This is a genomic window from Paenibacillus sp. O199 (assembly GCF_001636635.1).
Lineage (GTDB): Bacteria > Bacillota > Bacilli > Paenibacillales > Paenibacillaceae > Paenibacillus > Paenibacillus marchantiae.
The window spans coordinates 159,886-178,463 of sequence record NZ_LGRP01000003.1 but is presented as its reverse complement, the minus strand read 5'-3'; the positions used below and the strand labels follow the sequence as shown (position 1 = coordinate 178,463).

11 protein-coding genes are annotated in these 18,578 nt (G+C 44.3%); all 11 read right to left on the bottom strand.

Translation table 11 applies throughout. From position 1 onward, the window contains the following. Positions 1-57: 57 nt before the first annotated feature. Positions 58-1,350, bottom strand: coding sequence for an ABC transporter substrate-binding protein (locus A6049_RS05980; protein WP_063563758.1), 1,293 nt, complete (start codon positions 1,348-1,350; stop codon positions 58-60). A 123-nt stretch (positions 1,351-1,473) separates the two neighbouring features. Then, positions 1,474-2,982, bottom strand: coding sequence for a response regulator transcription factor (locus A6049_RS05975; protein WP_063563757.1), 1,509 nt, complete (start codon positions 2,980-2,982; stop codon positions 1,474-1,476). Next, on the bottom strand, positions 2,963-4,735 hold the full coding sequence (locus A6049_RS05970; RefSeq protein WP_063563756.1) for a cache domain-containing sensor histidine kinase: 1,773 nt from the start codon (positions 4,733-4,735) through the stop codon (positions 2,963-2,965). Before A6049_RS05970 ends, A6049_RS05975 begins: the two co-directional genes overlap by 20 nt. Before the next feature lie 246 nt (positions 4,736-4,981). After that, positions 4,982-7,102, bottom strand: coding sequence for a galactose-binding domain-containing protein (locus tag A6049_RS05965; RefSeq protein ID WP_240321321.1), 2,121 nt, complete (start codon positions 7,100-7,102; stop codon positions 4,982-4,984). 254 nt (positions 7,103-7,356) lie between these two features. Beyond that, positions 7,357-10,410, bottom strand: coding sequence for a glycosyl hydrolase (locus A6049_RS05960; protein WP_063563755.1), 3,054 nt, complete (start codon positions 10,408-10,410; stop codon positions 7,357-7,359). Between the two features lie 17 nt (positions 10,411-10,427). Continuing rightward, on the bottom strand, positions 10,428-11,429 hold the full coding sequence (locus A6049_RS05955; RefSeq protein ID WP_063563754.1) for a glycoside hydrolase family 130 protein: 1,002 nt from the start codon (positions 11,427-11,429) through the stop codon (positions 10,428-10,430). Positions 11,430-11,461: 32 nt separating this feature from the next. Further along, positions 11,462-12,289: a carbohydrate ABC transporter permease gene (locus A6049_RS05950; RefSeq protein ID WP_063563753.1), complete on the bottom strand. Its 828-nt coding sequence runs from the start codon at positions 12,287-12,289 to the stop codon at positions 11,462-11,464. Positions 12,290-12,302: 13 nt separating this feature from the next. Continuing rightward, a complete protein-coding gene (locus tag A6049_RS05945; protein WP_063563752.1) occupies positions 12,303-13,205 on the bottom strand; it encodes a carbohydrate ABC transporter permease in 903 nt (300 codons plus the stop codon). 79 nt (positions 13,206-13,284) lie between these two features. Continuing rightward, entirely contained in the window at positions 13,285-14,649 is a 1,365-nt protein-coding gene (locus A6049_RS05940; RefSeq protein ID WP_063563751.1) for an ABC transporter substrate-binding protein, read from the bottom strand. A 171-nt stretch (positions 14,650-14,820) separates the two neighbouring features. Continuing rightward, positions 14,821-16,479 carry a response regulator gene (locus tag A6049_RS05935; protein WP_063563750.1) on the bottom strand — a complete coding sequence of 553 codons (1,659 nt, stop codon included), beginning with the start codon at positions 16,477-16,479 and terminating at the stop codon, positions 14,821-14,823. Further along, entirely contained in the window at positions 16,476-18,281 is a 1,806-nt protein-coding gene (locus tag A6049_RS05930) for a sensor histidine kinase (protein ID WP_063563749.1), read from the bottom strand. The genes A6049_RS05935 and A6049_RS05930 overlap by 4 nt, the downstream gene beginning before the upstream one ends. Positions 18,282-18,578: the final 297 nt, after the last annotated feature.

The following is an 18,578-nucleotide window of genomic DNA, read 5'->3' as shown; positions in this document are numbered from 1 at the left end:
AGATACCTTCATCAGTCCCAAAGAGGGAACTTATGAAGGTACGTTATCCATCAAACCTTATTTATCGAGCAACCGGGTATAGCTATCGTTCATGTCCTTGGCAAATTGATCCACTGAGTACGACCCGGTGAACAGCATTTGACCGTATTTGGAGATAGCATCCCACATTCCACTTGGCAGGAAGGCCCGGTCAAAGTAAGGCACAATTCTCGCATTTTTGGAAGCTTCGTAATAAGGCGTCATCTCTCCCAAGTCCACATTGACATCGGTAAAGGCCGAGCGGATATTCGCTTCTTCACAGAGCTGCTTGTTGATCTCTGGCTTGGCAAAATACGCGATGTATTTCTTAGCAGCTTCCATATGCTTCGTGTTCTTCGAGATCCCCCAGGCATCAGTCTCTCCACCAACCAATACAGGCTCATCCTTATCGGAGAAGGTCGGAATTGGGAAGAATCCGATTTTCACATTGGGATTGTATTTCACTGCGGAATCCTTGATTCCAAATCCGGTGATAGCAATAAGCGCCTCATTGTTAGCAATGGCTTTGGCAGTATCGTCATTCTTGGCCGTAAGAATATCCACGTTGACATAACCCTTGGCTTTCATAGTCTGGAACAGCTCGCCAAGCGGCTTATAGTGATTCCAATCGAACGTGCCGTTCTTCAATTCTTCGCCGTAGTTATTGTTGCTGTCTGTCGTAAGCAGTGTGCTGGAGAAAAAATCTACAGCCTGGCCGATCGGCCAGCCGTCGCCACCGCCAATATGGATCGGAACTACTTTACCACCACTCTCGGTTTTAACCTTCTCACACAATGCCAGCAGCTCATCTACCGTCTTCGGCACTTGAAGATTGTATTTCTCAAACAGATCCACATTGTAAGCGATTGCAGAAGTGTCAGAATCAATCGTCATAGACAGCACCCGGCCATCCGCATCCGTTACCTGCTCTTTCAGGGAAGGAATTAAGCGGGGTACCCATTCCTCATTCGAGAGATCGGCCAGTTGGTCGCTGTACTTGCCAATGGCCCAGCCATGTGTTGACCAGATATCCGGCATCTCATCCGATGACATCTTGATCTTCAGGATGTTCTCATATTCCTTACCCGGGGCATTGAAATCAATTTTGATGCCCGGATTCTCGGCTTCGAATTGTCTCGATACTTTCTCCAGAGCGGCTGCACCTTCACCACTACGCTGGGTCCATACGGATAAAGTAATGGTATCTTCCTTACTGGAGCCTCCAGATTCCTTGCTGGAGTTGGAGCTGGAACAGCCGGTAAACAGTGCGGCAGCCATCGTCAGCATCATTGAAACCGCTAACATTCTTTTCAATCTTTTTCCTTTTGCCATCTGTCTGATTTCCCCTTCTGCATTTGTATTTGTAAGGCTTAATTCAATTCTAGGGCAGCCGCAACTGAATGTGCAGATAGCCAATCTACACTCCAGGTGCAAATTTCTATAATATCGGAGGGCTCACTTCGCTCGAAGCTCCGCCCTAAACTCCGAAGGGTAACTTCCACTATGCTCTTTGAACAGCTTGGCAAAATGTTTGGGACTGTTAAAGCCCACTGCTGCCGCTACCTCCTGCACCTGAAGGTCATGTCCAGCCAGCAGTTCTTTGGCCTTAGCAATACGCAGGTGGGTCACATATTTGACGAAGGTGCTGCCTGTTTTTTTATGGAAAAGTGAGCTGAGATAATTGGGCGTGATACTGAAAATCTCTGCTACCCCCGCCACGCCTATATCTTCGGCATAATTCCGCTCAATGTATTCGACGACACGATCAATCATATCCGTACTGCCTTCGGTATCACGGAGCAGTTCCTTCTCTCCACGTTCGAGCAGTTGTCTCCAAGCTGCAGCATCAGGTAGCGACTTTTCACGGGGGTCTGTGCCTGTAGACAACGCATTGTTGAGAAAAGATCCGGCATGATTTCTGGCCTGAATCGGCAGGCTGTCGTACCCTTTATCCAAGAAGCTCCCGATCCCTCGGCTAAGCATGACATACCGGTAGTAATCCTTTTTCCGATAAGTGTCAGCAAGCTCCACCAGCGCTCTAGACCATTCCCTCGCTTCCTTAGATAGCGTGCCCACCAGCCCGGATAGCTCCTTCCAGCGGATTAGATCATTGCGAGCCAGCAAAGCCTTTATCAGCAAAGCAGCTTCAATAATAGCGATATGGGCCTCCAGTTCATGCAATCCGGCGCAAGGTTCGCCTGCCAAGGCATAGAATCCCAGACTACCACCACTCAAGCGTCCCAGCACCTTATTGATTTTGCCATAAGCGCTCTGCATCACCCACTGCTCCGTATGTTCATCTTCCCGGTCCCAGCCAAGCATGATTCCCACCGTACCTCCGGGTACAACGACCAGCGCAGCGCGCAGGCTCCGATTATTCAATTGCTGGACTGCGTTCTCCATCTCCGTATACCAGCCGGTAAGTTCCTCGGAATGTTGCCCCTTCTCCACATACCTGTCCAGTGCAAAAAGGATAGGCACATAGCTCAGTTGCTTCAGCTCATGTCCCTCCGGCAGCGTTCTGAGGCTCAGCGTGCGGTTAAATACAGCCGTCAAATTCTGCTTGAACGTGCTGCAGCGAACCTCGGTCTGTGCCAGCATTCGCTTCCTAATATCAGCCGTAATCAGCTCCAGTTGCTCCGGGGAGACGGGCTTGAGCAAATAATCTACCGCGCCAAGCTGTAGCGCTTTTCTGGCATATTCAAAATCAGCATAACCGCTGATCACAATCCATTGCGTCTCCGGAGACAGACCATAGGCCTGTTGAAATGCTTCAAGACCGCTCATCCGCGGCATCTTGATATCCAGGAACACCACATTCGGCTGAATCTCCCGAATCTTGTCCAGTACCTGGTGACCATTCTCCACCTCAATAATGGAGTACTCCTCCGTCAAAATTTCTTCCAGCATTTTTACCAGCCCGATCCGAACGTAGTACTCATCATCAGCTATGACGATCTTCATCGTTATCATCCTCCAGTGGAATGGTTATTGTAATTCGGGTGCCCACGTTCACCCTGCTCTGAATATTTAAATCGGCCTTCTTATAGGCATATTGAAGTCTGTTCTTCACATTGGTCAATCCCACACCCATCCATTTTGAACCTTCGGTCTGCTCCAGACCGGTGCCAGAATCCTCGATGACAATGACCACACAGCGCTGGAAATGCACAGTTTCTATACTCCCCAAGACCGTCAGTTGACCCGTTTCGCCAAGCGGCTCAATACCGTGCACAATCGCATTCTCCACCAATGGCTGAATCAGCAGTTTCGGGATTTTCATTGGTTCCGCTTCTGGGTCCAGTTGGATGGTGTATTCCAGCCGATTCTGGAATCTGAGCTTCTGTAGATAGCAGTATTGATTCAGCATCTGGAATTCTTCGTTCAGGGTTGTCCAATCGGCCTGCTCTGTCATATAACGCATCATACCAGTCAGTGACAGGATTGCTTGCTCCAGCACCTTGCTGTCGCCCAGACGGTTGATGCCAATCATTGTATTGAGCGTGTTGTATAGAAAATGAGGTTCAATCTGGGATTGCAGCGCCTTATACTCTGCGGATTGCTTGCTCAGAACTGCCCTATATTCACGATTCAACAGGTTGTTCACTTCGCTGAGCATCAAGTTGAAGGAGCTGCCAAGGATGGCTATCTCATCTCTTCCTCTCACTGGGACACGTACATTGAAATTGCCGGTCTCTACCTTGGCCATCACATTCATCATTTTTCGCAGGGGCTTCATCATACGTTGTGACAGAAGCGCCACCAGAAGTACAGAGAAAATCGAGACTAGAACATACACCCCTGTAACTGTGGCCTGCATAATATTAATTCTGTTGATATATTCCGTCTCAGAGACCATAGCCACCATGTTCCAATCCGTCTTCTCAATATGCTGGGTTGTTACACTGTACACCTCGCCGTGATCATCAATTTTGGAGGAATTGCTTTTGTTGCGGAGTTCTTTTAGCATCGTGTCCGATAACGGTTTGTTGGAATAGATCACATTGCCTTGCTCGTCGATAACGGACATAATCGAAGACACATTCAGTTTGATTTTATCCAGTATGACAGACAGCACCCGAGTATCCGCATCCGCCTTAACAACGGCGATTGGCTGTCTTGTATCCAGATCCTTGACCAACTTCACTATAGAAAAAACTTTATCTGCGGCCGGATCTGTCAGATAGTCCTGCTTATGCGAGCTGATGAATACCGTCTTGCCTTCGGCTGCTAACGCTTGTTTGTACCAGGTCTGTTCCGTAAAGGGATAGTCGCTGACCAGCCCACTATTGTTGGTGTACACGGCGAACACGGTCTTTGGAATGAAGCACACTAGCGTCCCTGTTATATCCTTACGCAAATTCTGTGTGTAATTGGGCAGGGTCGTGTTCATCGTTCTTGTGGCTTGCAGCTGCTCTAAGAGAGATACCGTCTTTCCGCTGTCAATCTTCCGAAAAGTGTTAAAAGCATCCATAATGGAATCATTCAGATAAGGCACCACGACGAGTCGCTCCAGATCCTCGATGTACGTGTTCAGGTTAATGAGCGCAGATGAAATCGTAGCCTGCGTGGCGAAATTTATATCATGGGTCATATTCTTGTTATAATAAGAGGGTACGAATAACACGAAGGCTAATGCTGGTATAAGTAGTCCAATTAGCGAGATACCGATCATTTTGAAGCGGACACCGAGGCGGGGTTTCAGGGTTGGTCTCATCGTTGCACCCTCTCCGGCTGGTGATTACTCAGTTGCAGATTTATCCAATTAGTCCTCATCTTGTTTTTCCTCCTTCATCCAGCTTGCCCACCAGGGACAGGGCTCTATTCCAGCATTATAGCAAAATAGTCATGATACTTAGGTCAGAATCTACTTCAGAAGAAACTAAACAACCGTCCCCCGGTAGACTCCGGGAGACGGCCAAAGCGTAGTAATGACATTCTAGTCCTATCCTACTCGAAGGAGTTATTGCGTCGGTCCGTATACCTCAAATTCCCAAATTGAATACCCATAGATCGTAGCTCGGACAGTCCCGTACATACGAACATAACGTGCTTCCACTTCGTTAAAAGTAATCCTCTCTAAACCACCTTTGCCGTTAGTGGTGCTATAAACGTCGCTCCAATTTGCCTCCTGGTTAGGAGCATCGGCTACCTGTATGCGATAACTTTTACCGTACGCGGCTTCCCAGTACAACCTGACTTCATTGATCTTTTTAGTTTCTCCGAGATCCACATAAATCCAGCCTGGGTCCACCCCGCGCTTTGAACCAAAGCGGGTTGTTAAGTTTCCATCGGTCACATACGGTGCGGTGTTCTCAATTCCATCATTGGATGAAGCTACCGCTGGGCGATGGAGCGCCAAATTAATTAAGGGAAGCGGCTCAGTATTCTGAACCGGCTTAATCGTAACTCCGCTGTAATGCTCTTTATTTAGGAAATTCATCTCTTGTAGCGTACGAGCAGGAGTGTTGCTACCAGGCATGTAGACGTTCTCAAACGTCAGATCAGTAATCATGGCTCCTTCCAATCCTTTAATCTTGGCAAAGCTTTCCCCTGCGTCACGGACCGTAATATCTTTTACTGTGACTCCTCGAATGGGTCCCACTCCATGGTTGCCACCATTAACCGTGAACAGGGTCATCCAGGCACTATTGTCTTCGTTACTTCCACTGATGTCCTCGACATCCATTGATTCAAACCTCACATCACTAACGATTCCGGTCCCATATTTATGATGAATAGCGAAGCCCACTGCGGCTTTGTAAACGACTCCGTTTCTGAATACAATATTAGATTGATCTTGCATAACTCCTTGACCAATCTTATAACCATAACATAACGTCCACGCTATCGTATCCTTGAATAACACGTTTTGAACCGGTTCTGGATTCCCCGGCCAAGGTACTTTACCTGAAGCGATGTCTGTGTCCGCTTTCCAGGCTTTCGTAGAAAATGGATCATCCAAGGAAATACCGATCGCATTTTGTACAACTACATCCTGGGATTCGCAAATATCAATGCCGTCATTCTCGCCCATTCCCAGACTATTGAACAATTTCAAATTTGTGAAGGTCAGATCGTTAGAGCGCACCGTAACAACGGCCCAGCCAGATGATTCCCGTATAAGGATACCATCCATGACAAAATTGGAAGTGGCAATGGGAACAACCAGATTATTGATCATTCCTTTACCATTGCTAGTCTTATCATCGTGCAAGGCTTGCCCGTTGCCATCAATCGTACCCCGTCCATATATCCGAATATTTTCGGATTGAAATGCAGTTGAGATCCACCAGGTAGCCGGCCTTCCCATGGAATCCTTAAACCAGTGCTCCGTATAATCAACTGTCTTTCCTGTACCGATGAACGTTGCTCCAGGCTCCATGTAGACAGCAGTATTACTTTTTAATACCAGATTACCAATATAATAAGTTCCGGCCGGTACATAGACAATGCCCTGTTTACCGCCTCCTTGAAGGGTTCCGTATTGGCTGGCATCATTAATTGCTTGCTGAATGGAAGCCGTTCTCGTGCTTACTCCGGTTGCTGGTGTGCCTGAGGACACCACATGATATGGAGCGGATGTAACATTAAAAATGCCTTCTCCGTTTGAGGCGGGAACATCCTTCTCCATCGGATCTGCAGCGATAACCATGCGTGTTTGGCGATTATTCATTGTCACGATCAGGTATTCGTCAGATTGTGTTGTGAAGGTTATCGTCCTTCCCTCTATCTTTTCAGCTTGTATACCGAGCTTCTTTGGACTTATAGAATATTCATGTACTTTATCGGTATTTAAAATCGTTAATTCATACGTAACAGGCCCTTCCGACATGGAAAAATGAGCATAGTCGTAATCACTAAATCCTTTGACAACTGGCACAACGACCCCGTTTGCTTTTAGCGTATAATTAGCCGAGTTAGTATAGCGCACTGATGGTTGATAAGTGCGAATCGTTGCTGGTGCCAAGTGAGTTTCTTCCGCATTTTCTACTCCAGATTGGGCGTTCGAGGTAAGTGTAAAAATGGTAGCAACTAGCATCACCCCCAGAGTAGAGCATAAAAATTTTCTAAACATTGTCATCACATTTGCCTCCTTTAATTTTTTGAAAGCCCTTTCAAATTAAGTTGGACTGAAATTGCAGTCCCGCCGGCATGCAATTTCTCCCAGCACAAACATTATAAACTGCATCTAAAAATCGAATAATGAGGGTAACTCCACAAAAAGGGCAGATTTCACACATTAATTATGTGAGCATCTGCCCTGAAAGGGAATCATTGATTAACACGATATGTCCTTTTATAAAGATCAAACAGACCACGTATTTTCTTGCTCTTTCAAGTCATCATAACTATTCGTGGTAATGTACTTAGTCCAAAGCGAACAAAAGCATAATGAGATTGATACAAATTGATATCTGGGTCTAGGTCTCTATCCGTCCAACCGACTCTATTTTTAAAACTGTCTGGGCCAACCTTCATTGGTTCACCTTTCACATGATGGTGAGGTCCAAGCAAGTTTCTACAACTGCTGGTCAGCTCCAGCTCAATCAGATTCTCTCCTTGTTGGAGATATTCTGAAATATCTGCTTCATAGGGTTCCCATAAAAAGGTACGAACTTCTTGTCCGTTAATTGATAATCTTGTGACAATCGCATTCGGATGTGAGCCGAATTGCCATACCCGTGAAACACTGTCTTCAAAATGTATTGCAACCTTCTGCACAAGTTGAATACTGCCTGCAAAGAACGGTAATCCCTGACAACCTAGATCAGATATCAAGGAATATTGATGAGGGAGTTCTTCAAGTATAAATGGACCATCTGTATATATAACACCATGCTCGCCATTTTTATAAGGAGATTCCGATTTCACTGCAAAATGTCCAACTAGATACACGCTTTCAAGCTCCGTATCGAATTTCAGCTTATTTCCCTCAGACTCAAAACTTTGAGCACGTTCAATAGCTGCATACGTTTCAGCAGAATTCCAAAAATCCAATGTTAACCTGATGGTATTTCGACCATGCTGAAGGAACCCACTTAGATCAATTTTCTTGAAGGATACATCTCTCCACCAATCACAGCTATGAGATGCTATCTTACTGTCATTAATAAGAATTTGCGCTTTCTCTGGATTTTCCATCACCAGATGCATTTCCCGCACGAGCGCAGGATCAAAGGCGATCTGAAATTCGAATTCCAATTCGACTTGAACAGGATATCCTATCTGAAGCAGTTCTTCTTGAATAAAAATAATAGGCTTAGGTTCCGACCAATCACCATTCTCCAGCCTGTACCTGCAAGTGTCCATCGTCAAGCTATTGTGATCGATATGGTCAATTTCCCATAACTCACTTAGTTCCTGAATGAACCTAGCTGAATTGTCTGTTTGGAGTAGAGTTACCTCATCCGTTTCCAGTTGACCTTTCGTCGGAACTAGTTTGATAACATAGGATTGGGTAGGATACAGAGTCATGTTCAATTTGACGCCGTTACCTACCCTGGTATAGTTAAGTGGCCTGATATCACCACTCTCCAAATCAATTAGGGACACTATACCCCTTCGAGGGAGAGTCACCTCTACATCTGGATAACACTTTTCTCCGGAATTCACCAGGTAATAGAGATAGGAATTTTCTAACTTAAGCGTCTGGATATTGACCATGTCCGATACGATAGGTAGTCCTTCCCTGTCAACGATAGCGATCGATGGAGAAACGGTTCTGGAAACAGATTCTACCAAGGCGTTGCGATTCCAATCGGGTTTTACTGCACCATTCACTAAACGACGGATTTCTTCACCCGGTTGTCCATTGATGAGGAACGGAACGGGTTCCAATACAACTAAGCTTCCTCCATGAAATACAAACTGATGGAGCAATTTCACCGTCATCTCGCTTAAGGTCACACTCGGTGGAACGACAACAACTCGGTAACCTATCTCTCCTACAACAAAAAGATTCCCCTCTACTCTGCCATGACGTTCAATAATTCCCTCGCTTCCATAATCATGCTCGATAAACGATTGGCACAACCAGCGAGAAAGCTGTGCAAATGATTCATGATATTGCTCAACCTGTGATGAGTTAGAACCCTCCAGTTCCACCCAAGCTGTTCGAATGGGATGAAGCAGTAATACCTCAGCTTGCCGTACTCCTTCAACAAGGAGCATGGACAAACGGGCAAAGTAATCATTAAAGTGATAATAGTACCTCCACCAAGGCTGCTGATAAAACAAAGATGGTGGATAATCCCGTTTACGAAGTCCCCTCAGCGTATAAGCTTGCAAGTGTTGACACATTAGATTCATTCCATGAACAAATTGCCATTCCCCGATCCGCTTTAAATCCTGAAAGCTGACATTCCAACCGGAACAGCCGTAACTCTCCGTGATGGCTTGCTTTTTGCCCAACTGGCGAACAACGGAGCTAACTTGCTTAGGAACAACCGGCTCTTCACTCACAGAACGTCCAAGCCAGTCACAACCGGGGATTTGCAAATATTCATAGAAGAGCAGTGGATCGCCCACTGAAGTCGCTTGACTCATAAGGGTTTGCTCGTCTACAACATGACCCGTAGCTAACCATCCCCTTTGCTCGCACCACTCTCCAATTTGCTTAGCGTAGGACTCAGTAAACAAGGTGGTGACACATGACCAATAATCATACCTGACCCTGCGGCAGTCCTTCGTTTCCAAGAACAGAGCTGGAAGTACCTTACGTAGCGAATACCCGTGCTGGTTCTGAAAGGCATCTTCGAGTTCTAACGACCACGGAAGATCTCCGCGTCCAAACTGCGGTTCATCCGTGAATATTCCTTTTAACACAGAGCCGAATTGTTCACCGAACTCCGCCCAGTAAGCATTATAGGTGGAATCAATGAACGCAGCTACAGCCTTTTTGCTTAACGTGTCGATATAATAAGGATTCAACTCGTAATATACTCGAAAGTCAGGTTTGCGTGTGTCGCCAGTAGTAAGCAGATGCAATTCTTCCTCAGACTGGACATAGGAGGCAATTGTCACTCTATTCCCCCGATTAAAAGGAGCCCATTCATAAGCTAACCGCTTCTGTTGATAAGCCACTCCAAGTGCAGGCACCTTTCCGTCAGCAAAACCACTAGGCCAGCCATTTTCATCATAGAGCCATGTTTCCATCCCAAGTTCCTGACTTTTCTTGATGCAGATCTGTATGGCCTCCATCCACTCTTTGCCCATGTACGGAACAGTAAGGCCTCCCCTGGCATGTATAAAAAAACCACCGATTCCCGCACTATGCATTTCTTCGATCTGCCGTACGAGTTCATTGTGATCTAGATCGTCATTCCAGGACCAAAATGGCACCGTACGATAATCAGCAGGAGGATGTTGTAGGAGATCCCATATGGTCATTGTCTTATTCCCTCCTGTTAACCCTTCAGACATAACTGGATCAAATCATCAATATGGGCTGTTGCGAGACATTCAATCGTGTCTGCTGCACCATAATAAATCTTAACCTCACCATCATCTTCGAGTACCATTCCGCCTGGGAAGATGACATTGTTACGGAATCCTCCTTCAATCTCATAGCTAGCTTCTGGAGCCAGCAGCGGATTCTGATACATGCCGATTATTTTTTTGGGATTCTCCAAATCAAGCAGCATTAAGCCTGCTGTATACCGTTTCTTCCATGACGTTTCCCATCCGTTCTTGCCTCTTGTAGGGTCAATATCAACGGCATGAAATGTAGTAAGCCATCCCTGCTCTGTCTTGATGGGGGGAGCTGCAGGACCGATCTTATCATTGGCAAATGGTACATCTTCAACAGCAAGCAGCAAGTCAGAATTTCCCCAGTACCTCAAATCCGGGGATTCTGAAATCCACATGTCGAATCGGTCAACTCCCCCGCGGCTGTAGACTGTAAAAGGCCGTTCAAGCCTCATAAATTTTCCGCCAATCTTCTCCGGGAATAGTACCATGTTTCGCAAATCCGGTGTCGACAAACTCAGTATTTCAAATTCTTCAAAATCGTCGGTAACGGCCACACCACCGCGGATGCCATGCTGCGTGTCTACGGCAAAGCACATATAGCAGCGTCCGTCAATTACGGTAAGCCTTGGGTCATAGGCACGAATAATTTCTTGGTCATGTAGCTTAAAACACGGCTTCGGTTGCACCTCCCAATGAATTCCGTCATCGCTGAAGGCAACACCAAGATCTGTTGTATGATGAGCCTCGATCGTCTGCTGCTCCAAAGACCCATAGTCGTTTCGAAAAACCATCACATATTTTCCATTGAATTTCGTTACACCTGCATTAAACACAAGTGCAGTGGGATATGGGACGCGAGAAGCATCTAGAATCGGGTTATTCAGATAACGTTTAATTACAGAACTTGATGCGAGTTTTCCGATATAAGGTGAATTCATTTCCATTCCTCCTGATGATGTTAAGAATACCACTAGCCCTTTAAGGAGCCCGCAGTCATTTGCATAAAGGATTTGTTAGCAAAAATATAAGCAATAAGGATCGGGAGAATGGACAGACACGCCCCCGCCATCATGAAGTGTGTCTGTGAAGCAGCGGCGATTCCGTACTTCAGATTGGCTAGTCCGACGGTCAATGTCTGCAGTTCGGGTTTACTGAGCGTAAACACAAATGGAATCAGGTATTCGTTCCACGCTCCCCGGAAGGCAAACAAGGCACACACACCGAGCCCAGGCGTAAGCAGCGGAATAATGATTCTCCAGAATGTTCTGCCCGGAGAGCACCCATCGATGCGTGCAGCCTCATCAAGCTCTTTAGGAATTCCGTTCATGAAGCTGAGCAGGATAAAGAATGCCGAAGCATGTGTGCTGATCAGAATCAGAATTACGCCCCACAGCGTATTATGCAGATGAAGTTTAATCATCAGCTCGAATTGAGGTCGAAGAACGACTGCTCCGATCGCTACAAACATAGTAAATGCCTGGATGCTGACGTATAGTTTTTTGCCAATAAAGTCCATTCTGTTCACGACATAGGCTGCCATGGATGAGACGATTAATGTTCCTATGGTTGACGCTACGGCAACAAATACACTATTTAGTGTGTATGTTGAAAAATTCGCCTGTTTCCATGCTTCGATATAGTTGGTGAACTGCCAAATAGCTGGCAGAAAAGTCGCTCCGGCAGTAAGTTCGGCATTCGTTTTAAAGGAACCAAGCAGGGTGATAATTATAGGAAACAGCGTTAGAAATGCTACTATTAACAGAAACGCCCACAGTACGGTATTCCATGCAATTCTCATGAACGTTCCTCCCTTATTCGTTATGACTCATCCGTTTTGATCCATAAAAGTAAAGTATCGTGATGATGCCAACAATAACAGCTGTGACAAAAGCGACAGCACTACCATAGCCAAATTCTTGAATTTGTGTAGATGCCGTGGAACCCGCAGGCGGGAAAAATAATTTATATACATATAAGAACATGACATTGGTTTTTCCAATTGGCCCGCCATCAGTCATCACCATAATACTCTCATAACCTTTTAGCGCATTAATGATGGCTAGCATAATGATCATTTGCATGACAGGGCCCAGCATTGGAATGGTAATGTAACGAAATTGTTGGAATTTGTTTGCCCCATCCAGAGCAGAACTCTCGTACACATCTTCGGGAATATTTTGTAGCCCTGCTAGAAACAAAAGCATATAATTGCCTACCGCCCCCCATACAGCAACGAGGATGATCGTCAGCATGGCATAATCAACGCCCAGCCAATCTATAGCACTGCCGATCAATTTATATTTCAGAAGGAACTGATTGAGGATGCCATTATACGAGTTGAAAATGGTGAAAAATACGACTGCCATAACCGCTGTACTAATGATCGTAGGCATAAATATAATAGCTCTCAGCAGATTTCTCCCTTTAATTTTCCAATTCAGGATGACGGCCAATATCAGAGCGAGCGGTATCGATAGCAGGAGCTTGCCTCCAGCATAAACGAACGTGTTGGATACTGAATCCCAAAACTGATGATCTGTCATTACGCGTTCTAGATTTGCCAGTCCTACAAATCGTGCAGTCCCAAACCCTTTGTAATCGTAGAACATATATCTCATGGCCCACATAATCGGGTAGATGCCCAGAACAATGGTAAGAATATAGCTTGGCAAAAGAAAGCTGTATGAAAAAGCTAGATTCTTTGCTTTATTCATATCCTCTCAACTCCTTGCAATCTCTGTAAGATTTAATGAAAGGATGGAGCGTGCCCCACCCTTTTTAAACACCTCTATTTTATTTTACGTATTTTCCTGCAAGTTCCGCTGGATCGAAATCTGCAATAGGCTCGGCCTTCGCTTCTCCACTCGCAATTGCTGTATCCAAAGCAGCGTTATAACGAGTATTCAAATCGTTGATAATGGTATCCAGATTACCTCCGCTTAGAATGTACTTGACGAAGGCATCGTCAGATTTCATACCGTGTACCGGCACTGTAGGGTAGACCGGCCAGACACCGTCGTACTTGTTCGGCAGGAAACCTTCTATGCCTTTAACTTCCGGTTTCGCTGCAACAGCACTTACTGAAGGGACCATGGATATGCCAAAGCCTTTCTCTTGATATTGTTGAAGAACAGATTCATTATACATATACTCCAGGAACTTCCAGGCTGATTCCTTATTTTCGGTCTCTGAACTTATTGCCAACCATTGGCCCCCTAAGAACCCAGAAGCACCATTGAAATTTCCGTCAATGGATGGTGCAGGTGCTGCAGCCCAATCAATTTTAGCTGGAAATTGAGATTGGTAGACTCCCGCTTCAGCAGAAAAGGATAAGTACATCCCGATTTTCCCTTCAGCGAATTGGGCGCGCAATGGGTCGATATCAAGCGATTCGACACCGGGCAACATACTTCCGTCATCCTTGATTTGCTTAAATGCTTCCATGATGGGTTTAAAGCCACTATAGTCATATCGAGCTGTCTTAAAATCATAACCATATCCGCCGTAACCACTTACTTCTGCAATAACACGGGCAGATCGGCCCAAGGCACTGGAAGGATTTTTAAAATTCTGTGCGAAACCGTAGGCTCCGTTTGATTTACCCACTTGCGTAATTTTCTTGGCTGCCTCAACCAACTCATTCAGTGTAGTCGGAGGTTGTTCAATACCTGCTTTGGCGAAAAGCTCTTTGTTGTAAATCAGACGCATCGTTGTCCCATAGTTCGGCAAGCTATAGCGTTTTCCATCGAAGCTGTTCAGATCCTCCATGACAGGAAATGTATCTTTCATTTTATCTGTGAGAAACTCGTCAATTGGAGCTAGGAATCCTTTTTTATAGAAGGTCTGTATGGTGTTTTCTTTAACACGAATGACATCCGGTGGTTCCGAGGTCTGAAAAGACATATCCAGCGCTTGATCGAAATCATCTCCCTTGATAACCAGTTCCACTTCGATGTTATCCTTATTGGTTTCATTGAATTTATCGATCGTTTCTTTCACGAACTCAGAATCATGGCGGTCTCCAGTCCAGTAGGTGATCTTGGTTTTAGCCGCTGCGCTTGCTCCTTTATCTGTGGACTTAGGGCTACTGCAAGCCGCTAGGCTTCCCGTGAGCACGATACACAGTGCAGACATAAGAAATTTCTTGTTTAATTTCATTCGTATTACCTCCCCTTTTTATCTGTTATTCTCTTTCTTCTTCATTATAGTTTCTTGTAATCGTTTACATAATGCGGTAAACCACACATCAAGGGCAGGTTTTCTTATGAATCTGTCATTAAAAAACTAGCCCTGCATCCGAAACTTTCGGAAACAAGGCTATCTTTCGAGTTATGATTGATCATAGGCCAGATCCACAGGCGGACTGATCTTCCCTGTACTATATAATTTGAATTCGGATGGTGTCATATTGGTATGCTTCTTGAAAATTTCGCTAAAATAACGTCGATGCTCATACCCCAATTCCCTAGCGATCTCCTGTACCTGATAATCATTGATTAGCATTTCTTTAGCTTTTTCCATTCTTTGATGGATTACGAATCGCTGAAATGAAATATTTAGCACTTTTTTGAACAGATTCGAAAAATATCCGGGACTTAAATTGAACTGCTTTGCACATAAATCAAGTGATAAATTTAAATGCAAGTTGGCACATATATAATCCTTCGCCTGATAGATCAACTTGGTCGTTTCATCCGAACGCTCGTGCTCAATCCACGAACACGCTTCAAGACAAAGTTCTTTTACCGTATCCCGCATAATCTGAAATGTAACCACACCTGTGCGCTTTACATGGTTCCACTGCTTCTCAAGGTTCTTCACCCGATCAGGCGGAAATTGTTCTAACATGACTCGACATATCTTGGATGACAGCTCATAACAAAGGTTTTCGACTTGTTGCGGTTTGGGAAGAGGATCTCGCTGCAATAAATCGTTAAAGATCTGCTCCAGAATAAGTCGGCATTTTTCTCGATTGCCCGAGCGCAAAGCCATTAAAAACTCGTGCTCCGTGGACGCAGTATAATGAAGCAAGGTTTTCTCATCATCCGATGTACTTGAATAACTGTTAACACCATTACCATCTGTATAAAAATGATAGGCCAGAGCACTTAAGGCTAGTTGATATGAATCCGGTAATTCATCGATAGATGTTACACAACTACCAATACCGATTGAGATGGTAGAGTTCGTGAATTGATAAATATTTAATCTGCATGCTTCAGAAATCTGCTCTGCGATTCTCATATCTTCACAATTGATCAGACAGATGAACCGATTTAACGCTTCACTAAAAACAACACCACTGCTAAAAGCTGCGATAGTTTCCTCCAAAATATTTCGAAGGCTGAATCTGATCAATTCCACTTCCCTTGAGGGTTGTGCTTTATATTTGTCCATAAAACGGTCTAGCTCCACAATAAAAAGATTGAAATTCTGAGGAGCAAGTTGAATGCCGAGTGTTTGCCATTTTTGAAAGGCTACGACAGCATTCGTCCTATGATGAACTAGCAAGGACAAATACTCCTGCTGCAATACAGGTAAGCTTTTTCTTACATGTTGCTTCAGTTCTATCGCCTTGCTCTGCTCCCGCCATTCTTCTTCGATTGCTGCCTTTGCTTTCAACACGACCTGAATGATTTCATCTATAGAGAATGGTTTCTTTACAAAATCAAATGCGCCTAATCGAATCGCTTGTCTCGTAAATGAGAAATCGGTATACGCGCTGAGAATGACAATTTTCGTAAAAGGAGCGTTTACGAGAATTTCTTGCGTCATGGCCAGCCCATCCTTTTTGGGCATCCGTATATCTGTAAGAACAATATCCGGTTTGGTCTCTTGGATTAGGCGAATGCCTTCCTCCCCATCGAGTGCCGTACCAACCACTTCAATATGATGTTCTTCCCAGGGCGGCTTCTGAGAAATCATATCGACTACACTTCGAATATCATCAATGATGCATAATTTAATCCGTTGGAGTTCTTCTATCATGATTCAACTTCTCCTTCTCTAATCGGAATCCAAATGTCAGTTCTCGATCCCTTGCCAGGACTGCTGTGAAGTTCGATTCGTGCTTCTTCTCCATAAAATAGGTTGAGCCGATTCACGATATTGTTCAGAGCATAACCCTTCTTGGAGACAGGCGGTTTCAACATCGCTTGACTTACCATAGCCGCATCCATGCCTGCACCGTTATCCTCAATAATCAAATGAACCCAATTGTTTTGTCTGTCCACCTGTATATGAATCTGACCTCCGAAAGTAATGTCCTTAAAGCCGTGTTGAATGCTATTTTCCACAATTGGCTGCAAGAGAATCTTTGGCAAAAGGCTGTTCAGCACAGATTTATCAAGTACAGTAACTTCAAACACAAACAGTCCTTCATAGCATTTTTGTTGAATTAAACAATACTGCTGTGCGTGCAACAATTCATCCTGCAGCGTGTTCCAATCCTTCCCCCCACTCAAGCCAAGCTGAAACATCTGGGACAAGGAGAGAATCATCTCATTGACTTCCTCATTTTCCCCCAGAACGGATTTGCAGTAAATCGTATTAAGAGTGTTATACAAAAAGTGTGGTTCCATTTGCGCAGTTAAAGCTCTCATCTCGGCCTTACGTTTTCCGGATTCGCTCAACCTTACATCATCAATGAGTCTGTTGATTTCATCCAACATGCGATTGAATTGAAAACCGACCTGAGCTACTTCATCGGACGAACGGCTGGCAAAGCGAACATTCAGGCGGTTATTCTCTACCTCGCGCATAAGTCGTTGAAGCTTGTATAGAGGATTTAGCAACAGCGCCGTTAGTTTATTGGATAAAAGGCTAGTGAACAGCAGAAAGAAAAGCATTATATAAAGGGTTGTGCGCTTTACACCGTTCATTTGTTCAAGCAGTTTATCCTTCTGTTGAATACCGAATAAACTCCAATCTTTGACAACTGTTGATCTTGTGTAATTGACTAGGTAATCCGTTTCATCAAAATTATGAAAGAAAGAGCCCATATTGCTCTCAGATACATTGTACAAGAAAGGTTTATCTTTCATTAGATTATGGCTGGATGACCATGAAGTTCGGATGACTTCCTCGCCATTGGAATCGATTACAAAATAGTCGCTGTCATCATTCGAAGAATGTTTGTTAACCAGTCCTATTAGTCCACTCTCATTTACATTCACGACAATGTATACATTTGTATTGGGGACATTCTCTTGAGTTCCCTTTGTAACAAATGAAATAGCACGCTTATTACCAGAAAAAAACTTATCAGAATGCCCTTTTATCCACTTTCCTCCATAATTCTCAATCATATCGAAATACATACTGGATTCATAAAAGGATTGTGTCTGAGAACGTCTTTGTGAAATAGGATAAAAATCTCCAATGGGCGTGGCAATAAGTATACTTTCGATTAGAGGTTCGTTGAAATAAACCTGTGAAAACACATATTGGAGCTCTGACAAATGCACATAGTAATTAGAGATATCATTACTCTGTACATCCAGCATCATATCTTTGAAGGCATAGCTAAAAGTCAGTGAACGAATGGAGTTGGAGATCCCCGTTAATTTATCATCCAGTATCTGAGTGGTTTTGTTTACGGTTTCTTGACTAGTCTCAAATGCATTCTTCTGGAGCTCTTTGGATGCAATCCAGTAGGTTGTCAGGCCTACCGCCCCAATTGCAAGCGTTATCATAGTTATGATGGATAAGCGAATTCTCTGTTTGAATGAACTGCTGTATATCAAACGATTGAATTTTTCAGTGATGTGATCTGCCCAAAGTCGTCTCATAAATTCGGTATCAACCTCTCTTGTAAATAAAAGAAGTCTTGCTGAAATTAAACTTATCTATTTGCGAATCATTTTACATTAAAATATCAATTTGGCAATACATTCTTCATGTCAATACGGATTTATTACAAATATACTGTTCCATTCGGATCATCAATTAAACAATTCCACGCTCCGGTTTAATATGTTTCAATTCTTTTGCTGCCAAGAAGAAAAAATTTATATCAACTTAAATTTATTTGACTCGCCGATATAATCATTTTACTACTAAGGGGGGCTGAGGTTTTGCCGATCAGG

Bases quoted from the DNA above. Each gene is read 5' to 3' on its own strand.
- A6049_RS05940 (WP_063563751.1), bottom strand. From the start codon at position 14,649: ATGAAATTAAACAAGAAATTTCTTATGTCTGCACTGTGTATCGTGCTC.
- A6049_RS05945 (WP_063563752.1), bottom strand. From the start codon at position 13,205: ATGAATAAAGCAAAGAATCTAGCTTTTTCATACAGCTTTCTTTTGCCA.
- A6049_RS05955 (WP_063563754.1), bottom strand. From the start codon at position 11,429: ATGAATTCACCTTATATCGGAAAACTCGCATCAAGTTCTGTAATTAAA.
- A6049_RS05970 (WP_063563756.1), bottom strand. From the start codon at position 4,735: ATGAGACCAACCCTGAAACCCCGCCTCGGTGTCCGCTTCAAAATGATC.
- A6049_RS05930 (WP_063563749.1), bottom strand. From the start codon at position 18,281: ATGAGACGACTTTGGGCAGATCACATCACTGAAAAATTCAATCGTTTG.
- A6049_RS05950 (WP_063563753.1), bottom strand. From the start codon at position 12,289: ATGAGAATTGCATGGAATACCGTACTGTGGGCGTTTCTGTTAATAGTA.
- A6049_RS05980 (WP_063563758.1), bottom strand. From the start codon at position 1,350: ATGGCAAAAGGAAAAAGATTGAAAAGAATGTTAGCGGTTTCAATGATG.
- A6049_RS05935 (WP_063563750.1), bottom strand. From the start codon at position 16,479: ATGATAGAAGAACTCCAACGGATTAAATTATGCATCATTGATGATATT.
- A6049_RS05975 (WP_063563757.1), bottom strand. From the start codon at position 2,982: ATGAAGATCGTCATAGCTGATGATGAGTACTACGTTCGGATCGGGCTG.
- A6049_RS05965 (WP_240321321.1), bottom strand. From the start codon at position 7,102: ATGACAATGTTTAGAAAATTTTTATGCTCTACTCTGGGGGTGATGCTA.
- A6049_RS05960 (WP_063563755.1), bottom strand. From the start codon at position 10,410: ATGACCATATGGGATCTCCTACAACATCCTCCTGCTGATTATCGTACG.